A 15736-nucleotide genomic window follows, 5' to 3' on the forward strand; every position below is an offset into this window, starting at 1 on the left:
AATTATTCGTATTTCAGAACAAAGGTGGCATCGGCATTGGCCGTACCCGCGGTGGCGGTAGTCGCGGTGGCTTTATAGCGCGCAGTGAACGGCAGGACGTTGTTGCCCTTAATCAGGTTCTTGGCAACTGAATAGCTGCTGCCGTCCGGCGCCAGCGTATTCATCTCGCTATCAAGGATTTCAATCCCTACGCCGGTGGCGGTGGTGCTATTGCCGCCTGAACTGATGGCGAGCAGAGTTTTGTCCGTTTGATCCAGCGTGCCGGTGAACGCCACGGCGGCGGTGGTGGCAACGGACGAATCGCAGTTAGTTAATTGAATGTTGAAAGGAATTTTGGCTGAGGTATCGCCCTTTTGCGCAAATGTCGCCGTGCGGTACTGGCCCAGATTCACAATCTGATCGGCCGAGGTGGTGCTCACGGCGCAAGCTGCGTTAACCAGCTCGCCCTTAAAATGTACCGTACCGCCATTGACAACGGTTGCGGTAGAGGCAGGCGGATCTTCGGTTGTTTCACCCTCGGCATAGCTGACGCCGGCGACGGAGAACAGGCTCAGGCACAGCAGAGAAAATGTTAACTTCTTCTTAATCATCATCATCAATCCTTAATATCAAAAAATGACATCATTGTGATACTACAGCCTCATTGCTGAGGGGGTGCAGGATGTAAGAGTTTTCCTGGTTGGTCGATATTAATAATCTTTAGTTCTGTCACCTTTTATTTACTTATTGATACTTTGGTCTTTTTTTTCATCCGGCCGTCTCTTGTTAAGAATCGATCATGTTTAAATGGAAATTGATCAAGATCAAAAGACGGCATTCACCACTGGAATGTGAGCGGGATAGCCCGCGGAAAAATGTTAAGAGAATGCAGTGGGAAATGGCGATCCGTCCGCGTAATGCGGCGGACGAACGAGGGAGTGCACTATTGTGCCGTGCAGAGGTAATAGGGAATAAGCTCGCCGGAAACTAACACCGAGTTCAGGTTAACCCGATCCAGGTAGATTTCGATGCTGTTATCCGGCGAGCGATAGAAGGCGGGTAGCCAGCGGCGGGCCAGCTCCTCACTCACATCCTGTTCAAGGGAGGGCGTGATGGCGGTCGAGGTCCAGCTAAAACGGTCTCCGTCTCGCTGGCTGCGAAAGGTAATCGCGCGGTTAATATTCCCCAGCGGCTCCTTTGCACGATAGAGCGTACCGCTCAAATACAGCACCCCGCTTTCTCCGGTAAAGTTCAGCTTGGAACTGATGCGCATGATGGTATCTTCGCGGTAAAACGACATGTTGCCCGAGCACGCCGCCTGAGTGACCGGCCGGGTTTTTAACCAGGCGCACGGCGCGAGTATGGCGATGGCAAGCAACAGCGCGGCAAGCGCATACAACATCCCTTTATTCATACACGTCCTCATTATTTCTATAGATGTAATAGTTGGAGATACATTCGTCTTCCGAAAAGAGGGTAATCTTGCTCTTACAGGTGATGGCTGAGACCCGGTTGGAGTAGAGATAGCTGGTGACGTAAAGATAGCGCTTCTGCTGGCAAAACGGCCGGAGATCCCGGGACAGTTTCATATCGGCAACGTGGCGGCCGAGTTTGTTCTGGTACACGTCGCAGGCGTCCAGCTGGCCGGCATAAGCATATTGCTGGGGAAAAAGCGAGCGACTGAACAGCAGAACGGCCAGGACCCCCAGCAGGATCACGCTCAGTACGGCCAGCGCCGCAAGCCCGACGGCATAGCGGCGTGCGCGGCGGCGGCCGGTCGGGGGAGCCGCCCCCGCGTGGTGCTCAGGCGCCTCCCCAGCTTGCCAGTCGGCCTCGCTGTCCGACGCGCCATCATCATGCGCATCGGACGCATCGGACGCATCATGCGCATCGGCCTCTTCGGCGGTGTCGTTGCTCCACTCATCACCTTGAACGCCCGCCCGCGTCACGCGGGTTTTGGCCGACAGCACGAACCCGCGGCGCGGAATGGTTTCGATCAATCCGGCATCGAAATCACCGACATCGCTCAGCGACTTACGCAGATAAAACATGGTGTTGTGCAATACGTTGGGTGACACATTCATGCCAAAACGCTCCCAACCGTAGTGACACAGGTCGCTATGCGCCACCAGCTCCCCCTGGCGCTCAATCAGTAACAATAAACAAAATGCGGCAGGTGCTCTGAGCCTGATGGTGTACGCGTCAGCCATCCGAATGAGTTTTTTTTCAGAAACAATAAATTCAATTTTTTCGTCCAGCAGGAAAACTCTTTTCATGGCGCTTCCGTCTAATTTTTGCGCACCAGTATAAAGGAACGAGACTTTTCAATCAATTAGATACCAGGAATATTCTTATTTTTTTAAGCTCCCTCTTTACTTTTATTATTGTTTTTAATTATTTCATAAATGTTATTTTTTATAATTATAGTACCGCCAGTGAACAGATTAAATGTATAACGGTAAAACATCAGAAAGCACAGAAAGATAATTGTGTATAACGTACTGATACGAAAAAGCTAAATAAATATAAATAACGCCAACTGATGCATCGCTGACCACTGCGGCGACCGGACTGAGAGATAAATATAAACGGATTTCATTGGTACTCTTCTTCCCAAGCGCGCTTCCTCATCGACGTTAACATACGGTTAATACCGGCGGGCACCCGATGTATATTGCCGTGACACGGCGGCGCCGGATAAAAAGGGTAGTGGTAACGGCCACACACTTTCGGGGATATATTGTGCCAACGCACGGCGATAGCATAAAGTGGCTGCGCAGGCATCATCAGGGGCCGCAGAGGTATCATTCACCGCGAACATAGTCCGCAGCACATTTTCCCCGCCCCGTTCCTTTACCTGCCGGAATGCGGTACTTCGCTTACAGCCATACGTATCTCGTTTGCTACTGTACCGGGGAGTTCACCATGATCCGTTGCCGTTCGCTGGCCCGCCTTGCCGCCACCGCTCTGCTCGCGGTTACCCTGCCATTAACCTCCGTACTGGCCGCCCTGCAGCCGGGGGAAAAGGCCCCGGATGTTCCGCTGCAGGCGGCGTTGGCCGGTAAACCCATCACATTTTCGCTGCAGCAGGCGCTGAAAAAAGGCCCGGTGGTCCTCTACTTCTTTCCCGCCGCCTTTACCGCCGGCTGCACGCTGGAGGCCCATGACTTTGCCGAAGTCAGCGACAGCTTTGCCCGGCTGGGCGCTACGGTCACTGGCGTGACGGCCGGCAATGTGGATCAGATTGCGAAATTTTCGCAGCTGGAGTGCCGTAATAAGTTTGCGGTGGCCGCCGATCCGGGGGCGAGCGTCGCCACTCAATACCAGAGCACCCTGCAGGTGCTGGGGAAAAAGCTCTCTGACCGTACTTCTTACGTGATTGCGCCAGACGGCCAGATCCTGATGAGCTACACCGACATGAACCCGGAACAGCATATTCAGCAAGCGATGGACGCGGTCAAACGCTACCGTCAGGCTCATCCGGTCTGATCTTCCTCAGTTACACAGGATTGCCTATGCTAACCGCCCTTGCCGCCGCCTTCCCCGGCGGCCTGATATTAAATCTGATGCCCTGCGTGTTTCCGGTGATCTCCCTGAAGGCGCTCAGTCTGTTGCGCCACTCCGGCGGCGCGCAGCAGGCGCGGCGTGAAGCCCTGGCCTTTCTGGCCGGTGTCCTGGTGACCATGATTGCGCTGGCGGCAATCCTGCTGGTGGCCCGGGCCGGCGGTGCCGCAGTGGGATGGGGATTTCAGCTGCAGTCACCGCGGGTGATAGCCCTTCTCAGCCTGGCTGATGCTGGTGGTGGCGCTGAACCTGCTGGGGCTATTTGATGTGGGCCTCTCACTGCAGCGCGTCAGCAGCGTGGGGTGCGACCGCCGCGGTCTCATCGGTGCCGCGCTGACCGGCATCCTGGCGATAGTAGTAGCGCGCCCTTTATGGCCGGCGCGATCGGCTATGCGCTGACGCAGCCTGCGGCGCGAAGTCTGCCCATTTTTATCGCCCTGGCGCTGGGCTTTGCGGCACCCTTCACCCTGCTGACCTTCTTCCCGCCGCTGGCGCGTCGCCTGCCGGCGCCGGGCGCATGGATGGCGATCGTGAAACAGGCGCTGGCCTTTCCCATGCTCGCCGCGGTGGCCTGGCTGATTTGGGTGCTGGATCGCCAGGCCGGCTTTGCGGCGCTGGCGACCATCCTTGCCTGCTGCCTGGCGCTGAGCCTGGCGGCATGGCTGTATGGTATGGCCCAGCGTCGGCGCCTGCGCGGTAATCGGCACTGGCCGCTGCATCTGGCCAGCGCCCTGCTGCTGCTCCTGCTGCTGGCGCCGCTGACCGCCCTGCGCCCCGGGGCACCGGAGGCCGGCGGCGACGCTGTCGAAGCCGCGGCGCCCGTAGCGTGGTCACCGGGCTATGTCGAGGCGGTCAAAGGCCAGGGCAAACCGATTCTGGTTAACTTTACCGCCGACTGGTGCATCACCTGCCAGGTTAACGACCGCACCACGCACGCTATCGACTGCGGTGGTAAAAGCAGCGATGGCGCGCACCGGCACGCTGTATATGGTGGCGGACGCCACCCGCTTTAATCCCGACATTGAACAGGCACTCAGTGCGTTTGGCCGCGGCGGGCTGCCGCTGTATGTCATCTGGCCGGCCAGCGGCGAGCATCCGGTGGTGCTGCCGCAGGTCTTGACGCCGCGTACCGTTATTTCGGCCCTGAACGCGGCGGCCGCGCAAACACTGAGGCGTTACCCCTGGGGGGTCTTCTCTTCTTCCTGCCGGACGGCCTGCTTGAACAGCGGCTTATCTTTCACCAGGTATTCCACATGGGTCACATCCTGCTCGTTGGTGGTCACCTCCACCCCCTGGATACTGACCCGCCCCAGCAGGGTCGGGACGTAGCCGGCAATCTGATGCTTACCCGGATTGACGCGCAGCCACTGCCTCTCCCCTTTTTTCAACTTGCCCGCCTCCTTGCCATCCACGGTCAATATCACCGTTGAACCGTCGTCGGCCGGCGTCACCTGGTGAAAGACATTGATAACCGAACTGCCGGTCGCAAAGTCGTCAGCGGGGCTGGCCGCCGGTGGCGTAGCGCAGCCGGTCAGCAGCAGCGTACCGGTCAGGGTTAACAGGGTAAAGCGCGGGAACATAATGGCCTTTTCTCCTCGGGCATAAACAGGCGCCTATGCTAACGGGGGACGCGGAGGGAGAAAAGTACTGAAGTGTTCAGTATTCTCTGAATTGCATCAAACCGTTTCATTTTCACTCTTTTTGGGGCCCGCGCACGTCCACAGACCCGCCGCCGGCCCCGTTCTCTCAGGCCGAAACCAGCACTTTGCCGCCGGCGCCGGGCTTCACGCTGGCGCGGACGGCCTGCTGAATATCCGCCAGGTCATACACGCCGCTCACCTGCAGGCAAATCACTCCGCGGATCACCAGCTCCAGCAATTCCGCCACGTTTGCCTGCATTTCCGCGGCTGGCGTGGTAGTGAGTAACTGGCTTAACCAGAATCCTTTCACCTGTAGTCCATTAAAAATCAGGCTGCTCTGTGGGATGACCATGGCCTCACCGGACATCATGCCAAACGACAGCAGCAGCGCACCGCGGCCTAACAGCCTGGCCATCTCCGCCGACGCCTGGCCGCCCACGCTGTCCACGCCGGCCACGATCGCCTGCTCGCCCACCAGCGCCCGGACATCCTTCTGCCAGTCAGCGCGTTCGGTGGCGACCACGTTGCGGATGCCCAGCGCGGAGAGCTCGGCAACCGCCGACTGGCGACGCACCAGGCTGATGACATTGATGCCTTTATACTGGGCCACCAGCGACAGCGTCTTCGCCACGGCGCCGGTGGCCGCATTTTGAATCATCCACTCGCCGGCACTGACCGGCAGCGCCTGCAGCAGATGCAGCGCGCTAAGCGGCATGCCAATCAGCTGCGCCGCCGTGCGATCGTCTATCGCTTCCGGCATCGGCACCGCCGACGCGGCGTTGGCAATAAAATATTCCGCCCAGGTACCATGACAGCCGCCCACCGCGACGCGCTGGCCGATTTGGAGGTGACTCACCCCGTCACCCAGCGCGTCAACGATACCGACGCCCTCGCTGCCGCCAATTGCCGGCAGGGTGGGTTTGTAACCGTAATCACCGGAAACGGTGAGCAAATCGTGATTATGGATCGCGGACAGGCGCATGTTTATGCGCACTTCGCCCGGACCGGGAGCGGGGATAGCGGTATCTTCGACCTGTAAAACGTCGCCGGGCTGACCGAAAACATGATGAACTGCACTACGCATAGTCAATACCTTTAGTGGTAGTGGAGGCGCTACGGTAACCTGCCGGGGCGGGCGGCGCTAAGCGGTCAGTGCCCCCTGCCGACCAGCGGCGAAATTTTTTTTAAGAACATCGCATCCATTTTCGCGCGCCGTTCGTATATCACGATGAAGGTAATCATACGGATTACCCCCTTTACTGATTGAGGCTTAACCATGAAAACGCTGATGCGCTCCGTACTCGTGATAACCCTGTTTGCCGGATCTGCCTCCCTCGCCGTCGCCGCTGACCACCCCGTGATGGTCGGCGGTGCGCCCATGTATCCTTCAAAGAACATCATAGAAAACGCCGTCAATTCTGGCGAACACAAAACCCTGGTCGCCGCGGTAAAAGCCGCCGGGCTGGTAGAGACGTTACAGGGCAAAGGCCCCTTTACCGTATTTGCCCCCACTGACGCGGCGTTTGCCAAACTGCCGGCCGGTACCGTGGACAGCCTGGTGAAGCCGGAGAACAAAGCCAAACTGGCTAATATTCTGACTTACCACGTGGTCGCCGGTAATTACGATATGAAAGCGCTGGAGAAAAAAGTCCGCGAGGGCGGCGGCAAAGCCGAGTTGAAAACCGTCAACGGCGGTCAACTGACGGTGATGCAAAATGGCCCACACAATCTGCAGCTGAAAGATAATCAGGGCAACGTGGCCAATATCAGCATCTGGGACGTCAGGCAGAGCAACGGCGTGATCGATGTGATTGATACCGTGCTGATGCCGTAAGCTGACTATACTTGGGGCAAAGTCTATCTTTGCCCCCCAGCAGGAGCGTCATGACGCCGGTCAACCAACCGCAGTTAGAGGCTTTACTGGCCCGCAGTCAGGCGGGCGATCGCGAGGCATTTGCCCTGCTCTACCGTGTGACCTCGCCGACGCTGTTTAGCCTGGCGTGGCGCATGCTGCGCGATCGGGCGCTGGCGGAAGAGCTTCTTCAGGAACTCTATTTACAGCTGTGGCGCGAACCGGCGGATTACGATCCGGCGCGCGCCTCGATGTTGACCTGGCTGTCGGTGCGCTTACGCCATCGGGTGATTGATGAGATGCGGCGACGGAAGCTGCAGCCGCTGGCCAGCGATCCTCACGATCTGTCTGAATGGGTCGGGGAGGAAGACGCGATAGCCGATGACAGCGCCGCCGCGCGTCTGCGGGCGTGTCTGCGCGGGCTGAGCCCCGAACAGCGTCAGTGCATCTCGCTGGCCTGGTATCAGGATCTCTCACAGCGTGAAATTGCCCTTCACTGTGCCCAACCGCTCGGCACCATTAAAAGCTGGATTCGCCGCGCCCTGGCGCAGCTAAAAGAGTGTACCGGACGATGAAGCGCCACGATGAACGAGACAGCCTGCTCGCCGCCAGCTACGCCCTTGGCACGCTGCGTGGTCCGGCACGTCGGCGCTTTGCCCGTCGGCTGGCGCTGTCGCCTGAACTGCAGCGGCTGGTGATTCACTGGCAGCAGGTATTTCTTGCGCAGGAGAGCAGTGCTCCGCGCTATCAGCCCTCCCCGGGCCTGTGGGCACGCATTGCCCAGCAGATTAGTCCTCCACAGGCGCCGGTTCGCCCGACCGTGCGGCGGTGGTGGAGCGGCTGGGCGGTCGCGGCCGTGCTGACGGCGCTGTGGGTGTGGCGTGAGGCCACACCGCCGTCCCTGCCGCCGCTGTTTCCGGTCACCCAGCTGGTGACCACCAGCAGTCAGCAGCCGGCGTGGAGCGTACTGCGTCAGCAAAATCGCTACTGGATTACTCCCCTGCAGCCGCTAACGCCGCCGGACGGTCGCGTACTGGAGCTGTGGCTGATCGCCGATCGGCAGCCGCCGCAATCGCTGGGGGTGATTAACGGTCAGCGTGCGCGGATAATTTTCCTGCCGGCGGGCAGGCAGGCTGCCGGGATGCTGGCGATAACCGATGAGCCGCCGGGCGGCGCACCGGCGGGCAAACCCACCGGGCGCGTGCTTTATCAGGGAGGGCTAACGCCACTTTAGCTAAAGGATATTTTCCCCATTCTTCTCAGGGTCATCTACGCTTAGGGATGGATTATTTACCGCCATTAAATGGAGAGTAGCAATGAGCGAAGATAAACGTAAGCCGACCACAACGGATGCGGGGATTCCGGTAGCCAGTGATGAACACTCCCTGAGCGTGGGGCCCGACGGCCCGATCGTGCTGCACGATCACTACCTTATTGAGCAAATGGCCAACTTTAACCGCGAACGTATTCCCGAGCGGCAACCGCATGCCAAAGGCAGCGGCGCCTTTGGCCATTTTCAGGTGACAGAAGATGTCAGTCGCTACACTAAAGCAGCGCTGTTCCAGCCTGGCGTAAAAACCGATGTGCTTATGCGCTTCTCTACCGTAGCGGGCGAACGCGGCAGTCCGGATACCTGGCGCGATCCGCGCGGCTTCTCGGTGAAGTTTTACACCACCGAGGGCAATTACGACATGGTCGGCAATAACACCCCGGTCTTCTTTATCCGCGACCCGATGAAATTTCAGCATTTTATTCGTTCCCAGAAGCGCCGCGCCGACAACAACCTGCGCGATAACGATATGCAGTGGGATTTCTGGACGCTGTCGCCAGAGTCGGCTCACCAGGTGACCTGGCTGATGGGGGATCGCGGCATCCCGAAAACCTGGCGGCACATGAACGGCTACTCCAGCCATACCTATATGTGGGTCAACGCCGAGGGCGAGAAGTTTTGGGTGAAATATCACTTTAAAACCGACCAGGGCATTGCGTGTCTGACCCAGGAACAGGCGGATACCCTTGCCGGTCAGGATGGGGACTACCATACCCGCGATCTGTATAACGCCATTGCGCAAGGCGAGTTCCCGAGCTGGACGCTGTGGATGCAGATCATGCCGTTCGCCGACGCCGAGACCTATCGCTACAACCCCTTCGATCTCACCAAAGTCTGGCCGCACAGCGACTACCCGCTGATAAAAGTGGGCACGCTCCAGCTGAACCGTAATCCAACCGATAACCATGCGCAGATTGAACAGGCGGCGTTCGAGCCCAATAATCTGGTGCCGGGGATCGGTCTGAGCCCGGACAAGATGCTGATGGGCCGCATCTTTGCCTACGCCGACGCGCACCGCGCCCGTCTGGGCGTTAACTACAAGCAGATTCCGGTTAATGCTCCGCAATCGCCGGTTAACAGCTATAGCAAGGACGGTGCGATGCGTATTACCCCGGTCTCTGACCCGGTGTATGCGCCAAACTCCAAAGGCGGCCCGGCGGCGGACGGCGAGCGCTTCCCTACCGATTCGGTCTGGGAGTCCGGCGGTGAGATGGTCCGCGCGCCCTACTCGCTGCGCAAGGACGATGACGACGTTAGCCAGGCAAACCAGCTGATTAATCAGGTGATGGATGACGCGGCCCGCGAGCGCCTGGTGAATAACGTTGCCGGGCACCTGCTGAATGGCGTACAGGAGCCGGTGCTGTCCCGCGCCTTTGAGTACTGGCGTAATATCGATCGCGCCATCGGCGACCGCATTGCGCAAAAAGTGCAGGCGGCCCATCGCCAGTCCTGACAGCCCCAGAGTTTGCCAGCCTCCTGCGGGAGGCTTTTTTATTGCTAAACCCGCACAGAATTCACTGGACTCCCTGCCGCGCGTGCCGATAACACCCTTTTACACCACGGGAGAATAAGGCATGAAAGTGTCCACTCGATTAACCACGGGATTTGGCATCCTGATCGTCTTGTTAATAGCGTGCTCGGCCATGGCGCTCCATACGCTGCACACCGCGCGTGACGGCATGAATCGCGTCGTCAATGTTAACTTTGAAAAGTACCAGCGCGTGATGGAAATGCATGCCGCCATGCGGGATATCGCGGTGGCGGTGCGCAACGTGGTGCTGTTTACCGACGCGGAGGACATTAACGCCGAGGTGCGCCGGGTTGACCGCCAGCGTCAGCAGTACATCGCGCTGCGCGAATCGCTGACCGCCCTGATGCGCGCCACGCCGGCGACGCCGGAAGGTGCCGCCGCGCTGAGTGATATTCTGGCACAGGAGGGGCCGGCGTTCAGTACCCTTAGCAACGTGATGGCGCTGGGTCAGGCGCGGCGCACGCAAGAGGCCGCGCAGGCGCTGTTAACCCAGGCGCGCAAGCCGCAGCAGGCACTGCTGGCCTCCCTGAGCCGGCTGGCTGACGTGCAGGATGCGTTAAACACGCGCGAGGCGGAGGCCAGCGCTAATCGTACCGCGCGCGCCTCGGCGCTACTGCTCGGGCTGGTGCTTATCTCTATCCTCACCGCCTGCCTCACCGGGGTGCTGATCATCCGCAGCCTGCTGAAGCAGCTGGGCAGTGAACCCGCCCTTGCACAGCAGCTGGCGCAGCATATCGCCGGTGGCGATCTCACCACGCCGATTGTGCTGCGCCATAACGATCGCCACAGCCTGCTGGCTTTCCTCAGTGAGATGCAAAGTCAGCTACGCCGGCTGGTTAGCGAAATTAAAACCGCCGCCGCCGGGGTGGGCAATGCCGCCGATGAAATCGCGCAGGGTAACGTAGAGCTCTCCTCGCGAACCGAAGAGCAGGCAGCCGCGCTACAGCAGACCGCCAGCAGCATGGAGCAGCTGACCGCCACGGTGAAAAGCAATGCCAACGGCGCCAGCCACACCGCCGCCACCGCTCGAGAGATGGCCGCCATCGCCGTCGCCGGCGAGCGGGATGTGATGGCCATGTCGGCAACCATGCATGATATCGCCCTCAGCTCGGCGAAAGTACGTGAGATAACCGCGGTGATCGAGGGCATTGCTTTTCAGACCAATATCCTGGCGCTGAATGCCGCAGTCGAGGCCGCGCGCGCCGGCGAACAGGGGCGCGGATTCGCGGTGGTAGCCGGTGAGGTGCGTACCCTCGCCCAGCGCAGCGCCACGGCCGCCCGGGAGATTAAAACGCTGATTGAAACCGCGGTCAGTCAGGTCGCCACCGGCGTCAGCGTCGCCGAAGGCACTCGCGGCAGCATCACTCGCGTAGTGGAAACGGTGAAAACGCTGGCCGGGGCCATGGATGAGATTGCGCTGGCCTCGCAGGAGCAGATGCAGGGAATTGCGCAGATTAGCGTGGCGGTTACGCAGATGGACGGGGTGACGCAGAGTAATGCGGCGCTGGTTGAAGAGTCGACCAGCGCCTCGCAGTCACTCTCTGGACAAGTGCGGGCGCTGCGTGACATGGTGGGAACCTTTCGGGTGTGAGGCCTGGGGTGGCAGCCCGCGCCGGCTGCCACCTCAGTCAGGCTTTACCAACCGGACGGCAACAGATTAAACAGCGCGGCAATCGCGTAGGCGCCGCTGGCCAGATAGATGCTCACGATAACCACCCGTACCAGCCAGTGCGTTATCAGCGCGTGACACTGCCATTGCGGCTGCCGATCGCCGCGACGACGGGCGCCGTTAAGGATCATCATCGGCATGATTGACAGCACCACCCCGCTAAAGACCCCCGCGATGTACAGCGCATTAACAAACGAGACCAGCCCGCTGTAGGCCAGCACAAACGGCGGCACCACCACCAGCATCATGGCCCAGAAACGCTTACCCTTATCACCATCGACGTTCCAGCGAAAACGATCGCCAAGGTTGGTCAGGAAGCTACCGCCCAGTCCCCAATAGGAGGTGAGCATCGCGCACAGTGCGAAAATGTTCGCTGAGAAGAATGCCCACTGCCCCAGCGCCTCTCCCCAGCTGATGGTAGCCACTTCCGAAACGTTGCTTAATCCGGTCAGCGCAATCACCGACAGCGGCACCGCGGCCAGCAGGACAAACGTGATAACCATGCCGGTAATGATCGCCTTGGGCAGCTGGGCCGGTTTGTCGCTGAAGCCGCGCGCCATCTCCGGTACGATATACTGCGCGGAAAAACAAAATACCACCACGTTAAACACCGGGATCATATACAGCCAGCTGCCTTCCAGCAGGTGGCCGAAGTCAGTGCGCTCCTGCAGCAGGGTAGCGCTGAACAGCAGCACCAGTACCAGCACCATGCAGGCGCAAATCGCCTTTTCCCCCCGGCCAATCGCCTTCAGCCCCAGCCAGAGGATCCCTGCCGCCGGCAGGAAAAACAGCAGGCTGCCAACGGTAGCGGGCAGCCCCAGTAGCGAGCTGAGTAGCTTGCCGCTGCCGCTCATGTAGGCGGTTAACGCGCCGAGCGAGTTAACGCTAACCGAGGCGAACATCAGCCAGCTGCCGGGACGGCCCACGTAGCGCTGGGCCAGGCCGCTGAGCTGCAGGTGTGAACGGGTGCGCAGGGTCGACTCCGCCACGTAGAGCATGGTGATGGTGGTAAAGACCCCGACCACCACCAGCCAAAACAGCAGCGGCATGTAGCCGGCTTTGCGCGATGCATAGACAATCGACAGCACGCCCGCACCGATATTGGTGCCCACGATCATCGCAACGCCTTCGATAAAACTCAGTGGTTTACCCTGAACCGGGGCCGCAGTGGCGCTTTTTTTGGCTCCAGGCCAGGTGGTTTCATAAGACATAACTCTCCCGAGGCACCTGCTGTGCCGCTGATGTGGTGTGTCGTGTGGGTTGCCGGGCGGCACCGGGCCGCCCGCGCGCCTTACTGCTGGGCAGTGAGCGCCTGTTGCAGGAGGCTGAGCGCCTGACGGAACTGCCCCTCCGGGATGGTCAGCGGATAGAGGAAGCGGATCACGTTACCCGCCGGGCCACAGGTCAGCAGCAGCAGACCGTTTGCCATCGCGTGCTGCTGCACCGCGCGCGCCATCTCCGCGTCCGGCTGGCCACTCTGCGGACAGCAGAACTCAACCGCCACCATCGAGCCGCGGGCGCGAATATCGGCGATCGCCGGCAGGCTCTTCTGCGCCTGCTGCAGCACTTCCACCAGCGCTACGCCGAGCTGATTAGCCCGCTCGCACAGCTGCTCTTTATCGATGACGTCCAGCACCGCATGCGCCGCCGCGACCGCCAGTGGGTTGCCGGCATAGGTGCCGCCGAGACCGCCGGGAGCAGGCGCATCCATGACCTCCGCGCGACCGGTCACCGCCGACAGCGGCATACCGCCGGCCAGGCTTTTCGCCTGGGTTATCAGATCCGCCCGCACGGCGTAATGCTCCATAGCAAACAGCTTACCGGTGCGGGCGTAGCCGCTCTGCACCTCATCGGCAATCAGCAGAATACCGTGCGCGTCGCAGCAGGCGCGCAGGCGGGTCATAAACTCGGCGGGAGCAATGTGGAATCCGCCCTCGCCCTGCACCGGCTCCAGCACGATGGCCGCGACGTCCTGCGGGGCAATCGCCTGGGCAAACAGCGCGTTCAGGCTCTCCATCGCGTCATCTACGCTGATGCCGCGCAGCGCGTTCGGATAGCGGCCGTGGAACACGGAGGCCGGCATCGGGCCAAAATCGCGCTTATACGGTGCCACTTTGCCGGTCATTGCCATCGTCATAAAGGTACGACCGTGGAAGGCGCCGCCAAAGGTGATGATCCCCGGCCGGCCGGTGCTGGCGCGGGCAATTTTCACCGCGTTCTCCACCGCTTCGGCGCCGGTGGTAAAAAAGGCCGTTTTTGCCGCGCCGGCAATCGGTGCGCGGGCGTTGATGCGCTCGGCCAGCGACACGTAGCTTTCGTAAGGCACGACCTGATAGGCCGTATGGGTAAACTGATTCAGCTGTTCGGCAATCGCCGCGGTGACGGTTGGATGGCGGTGACCGGTATTCAGTACGGCGATCCCGGCGGCAAAATCGATATACTCGCGCCCTTCCACATCCCACAGGGTGGCATTTTCCGCGCGCTCGGCGAACCACTGACACATGACGCCCACGCCGCGCGGAGTGGCCTGCAGCTTACGCTGATTCAGATCTGCGTTTTTCCCGTCCATCCTGTTACCTCATCGTTGTTCATTGTTTACAAAAGTTAAAGAATACCGTTTATTAATCCGCACTTTTGCAAACTAACACCAGAGCCATTTACCACACACCGGGGGGAGCCAATTGCAAAGCCTGCACGCCGATCACCTTTTACAGCGTCTGCAACAGGAAACGGCCGGACCGCTGCATGAGCGACTGTTTCGCTGCCTGCGCGGCGCCATCATTGACGGCGTTCTGCCGGCGACCCACCGCCTGCCGGCCTCGCGCGACCTGGCCCGCGAGCTCGGCGTTTCGCGTAACACGGTGCTGAACGCCTATGAAACGCTGCGCGCCGAGGGCTACGTTCAGGCACGCACCGGCAGCGGGACCTGGGTCGCAGAGGTGCTCCCGGAAAGCTGCCTGCAAAGCCAGGCCCGCGCACGCGCCCCCACGCCCCCGCGGCGGGGAAAAGTGACATTGTCACAAAGAGGCAATACCCTGCTCGGCCACGCCGGCGCCTCGCCGCACCAGTGGGGCGCCTTTGTGCCCGGGGCGCCGGACGTGACCGCCTTCCCGCATGCCCAGTTCAGCCGCATTCAGGCGCGGCTGAATCGCGAGCCGGAGATTGATCGGCTGATTTACAGCAGCAGCGGCGGCGGCGTCGAGCTGCGCGCGGCGCTGGCCGACTATCTGCGGGTCGCCCGCTCGGTCGCCTGCGATGCCGAACAAATCATCATTACCGAAGGGATCCATCAGGGGGTCGATTTGATTTCCCGCCTGCTGTGCGACAACGGAGACCGGGCGTGGCTGGAAGATCCCGGCTATTGGGGTACGCGCAATCTGCTCCGCATCAACGGGCTGGAGATTCGGCCGATGCCGGTGGATGAGCAAGGACTGGTTCCCGACCTCAGCGATCCGCACCCGCCGCGGCTGATTTGCGTGACACCGTCACATCAATATCCCCTGGGATCTCACCTGAGTCTGGCCCGTCGCCAGCAGCTGCTGGCCTATGCCCGCCAGCACGGCAGCTGGATTGTGGAGGATGATTATGACAGTGAATTTCGCTTCTCCGGTCAGCCGTTTCCGGCGCTGCAGGGGCTGGAGCCCGACTCACCGGTGATCTATATGGGGACCTTCAGTAAAACCCTCTACCCGGCGCTGCGCATAGGCTATATGGTGGTCCCGCGTGCGCTGGCGGAACCGCTGCGCCTGGCGGCGGCTGAACTCTATCGCGGCGGCCACCTGCTTATCCAGCGCGCCCTCGCGGAGTTTATTCGTGAAGGGCACTATGCGGCGCATATCCGCCGCATGCGTCTGCTGTACGGTAAGCGACGGGCCTTTTTGATCGGACTTATCCAGCGCTATCTCGGCGACGCCTGGCTGCGCGAGTTCAATCACGACGCCGGCCTGCATCTGGTGTTAAACCTGCCGGCCGACGCGGATGATGTGATGATTGCCGCGCGCGCGCTGCGGCGCGGCGTAAAGGTACGGCCGCTGTCGCAGTATTATATGCAGCCGCAGCGGCGTCGCGGCCTGCTGCTGGGCTTTGCCTGCGTCGAGGAGAAAAAGATGATGGCGGCGTTTGGCGTGCTGAAACAGTGTCTTGACAGCGGGAGTTAGCCCCCGCCACCGGC

Annotated in this window: 14 protein-coding genes and 1 pseudogene; 8 read left to right on the forward strand and 7 right to left on the reverse strand. The window is 60.4% G+C overall.

Going from position 1 to position 15736, the window contains the following annotated elements; translation table 11 throughout:
- Positions 1-2: 2 nt before the first annotated feature.
- The 3 genes from fimA to BS626_RS07550 form a co-directional block, all read right to left on the reverse strand.
- Positions 3-587: a type 1 fimbrial major subunit FimA gene (gene fimA / locus BS626_RS07540; protein ID WP_139308801.1), complete on the reverse strand. Its 585-nt coding sequence runs from the start codon at positions 585-587 to the stop codon at positions 3-5.
- 335 nt (positions 588-922) lie between these two features.
- Entirely contained in the window at positions 923-1393 is a 471-nt protein-coding gene (locus tag BS626_RS07545) for a hypothetical protein (protein ID WP_075181766.1), read from the reverse strand.
- Entirely contained in the window at positions 1386-2255 is an 870-nt protein-coding gene (locus BS626_RS07550; protein WP_075181767.1) for a transcriptional regulator, read from the reverse strand. The genes BS626_RS07545 and BS626_RS07550 overlap by 8 nt, the downstream gene beginning before the upstream one ends.
- A 649-nt stretch (positions 2256-2904) precedes the next feature.
- On the opposite strand from BS626_RS07550, the gene BS626_RS07555 reads away from it, so the two are divergent.
- Together BS626_RS07555 and BS626_RS18785 are read left to right on the forward strand one after the other, a co-directional pair.
- Entirely contained in the window at positions 2905-3468 is a 564-nt protein-coding gene (locus BS626_RS07555) for a peroxiredoxin (protein ID WP_075181768.1), read from the forward strand.
- 26 nt (positions 3469-3494) lie between these two features.
- Positions 3495-4719, forward strand: a pseudogene (locus BS626_RS18785) (protein-disulfide reductase DsbD family protein); the annotation flags it as partial.
- Here BS626_RS18785 and BS626_RS07565 read toward each other — a convergent pair.
- Together BS626_RS07565 and BS626_RS07570 are read right to left on the reverse strand one after the other, a co-directional pair.
- On the reverse strand, positions 4719-5123 hold the full coding sequence (locus BS626_RS07565) for a hypothetical protein (RefSeq protein WP_075181769.1): 405 nt from the start codon (positions 5121-5123) through the stop codon (positions 4719-4721). The pseudogene BS626_RS18785 and the gene BS626_RS07565 overlap by 1 nt on opposite strands.
- A 166-nt stretch (positions 5124-5289) precedes the next feature.
- The gene (locus tag BS626_RS07570; RefSeq protein ID WP_075181770.1) at positions 5290-6267 is read right to left on the reverse strand and encodes a zinc-binding dehydrogenase; all 978 of its coding nucleotides are present in this window, start codon (positions 6265-6267) and stop codon (positions 5290-5292) included.
- A 192-nt stretch (positions 6268-6459) separates the two neighbouring features.
- Here BS626_RS07570 and BS626_RS07575 point away from each other — a divergent pair, with 192 nt between their 5' ends.
- From BS626_RS07575 to BS626_RS07595, 5 genes are all read left to right on the forward strand, one after another.
- On the forward strand, positions 6460-7017 hold the full coding sequence (locus tag BS626_RS07575) for a fasciclin domain-containing protein (RefSeq protein WP_075181771.1): 558 nt from the start codon (positions 6460-6462) through the stop codon (positions 7015-7017).
- A gap of 50 nt (positions 7018-7067) precedes the next feature.
- Positions 7068-7610, forward strand: a complete 543-nt coding sequence (locus tag BS626_RS07580; protein ID WP_075181772.1) for a sigma-70 family RNA polymerase sigma factor — start codon at positions 7068-7070, stop codon at positions 7608-7610.
- Entirely contained in the window at positions 7607-8269 is a 663-nt protein-coding gene (locus BS626_RS07585; RefSeq protein WP_075181773.1) for an anti-sigma factor domain-containing protein, read from the forward strand. Before BS626_RS07580 ends, BS626_RS07585 begins: the two co-directional genes overlap by 4 nt.
- Before the next feature lie 82 nt (positions 8270-8351).
- Entirely contained in the window at positions 8352-9818 is a 1467-nt protein-coding gene (locus BS626_RS07590) for a catalase (RefSeq protein WP_075181774.1), read from the forward strand.
- A 121-nt stretch (positions 9819-9939) separates the two neighbouring features.
- Positions 9940-11487 (forward strand): methyl-accepting chemotaxis protein, encoded by a 1548-nt coding sequence (locus tag BS626_RS07595; protein WP_075181775.1) that lies wholly within the window; start codon positions 9940-9942, stop codon positions 11485-11487.
- Between the two features lie 44 nt (positions 11488-11531).
- Here BS626_RS07595 and BS626_RS07600 read toward each other — a convergent pair whose 3' ends face one another.
- Positions 11532-12776 (reverse strand): aromatic amino acid transport family protein, encoded by a 1245-nt coding sequence (locus BS626_RS07600; protein ID WP_075181776.1) that lies wholly within the window; start codon positions 12774-12776, stop codon positions 11532-11534.
- 80 nt (positions 12777-12856) lie between these two features.
- Positions 12857-14134 (reverse strand): 4-aminobutyrate--2-oxoglutarate transaminase, encoded by a 1278-nt coding sequence (locus tag BS626_RS07605; RefSeq protein WP_075181777.1) that lies wholly within the window; start codon positions 14132-14134, stop codon positions 12857-12859.
- Positions 14135-14246: 112 nt separating this feature from the next.
- On the opposite strand from BS626_RS07605, the gene BS626_RS07610 reads away from it, so the two are divergent.
- Positions 14247-15722 carry a PLP-dependent aminotransferase family protein gene (locus BS626_RS07610; RefSeq protein WP_075181778.1) on the forward strand — a complete coding sequence of 492 codons (1476 nt, stop codon included), beginning with the start codon at positions 14247-14249 and terminating at the stop codon, positions 15720-15722.
- The last annotated feature ends 14 nt before the right edge of the window (positions 15723-15736 follow it).

Origin of the sequence: Pantoea sp. 1.19 (assembly GCF_001922585.1) — a bacterium.
Lineage (GTDB): Bacteria > Pseudomonadota > Gammaproteobacteria > Enterobacterales > Enterobacteriaceae > 1-19.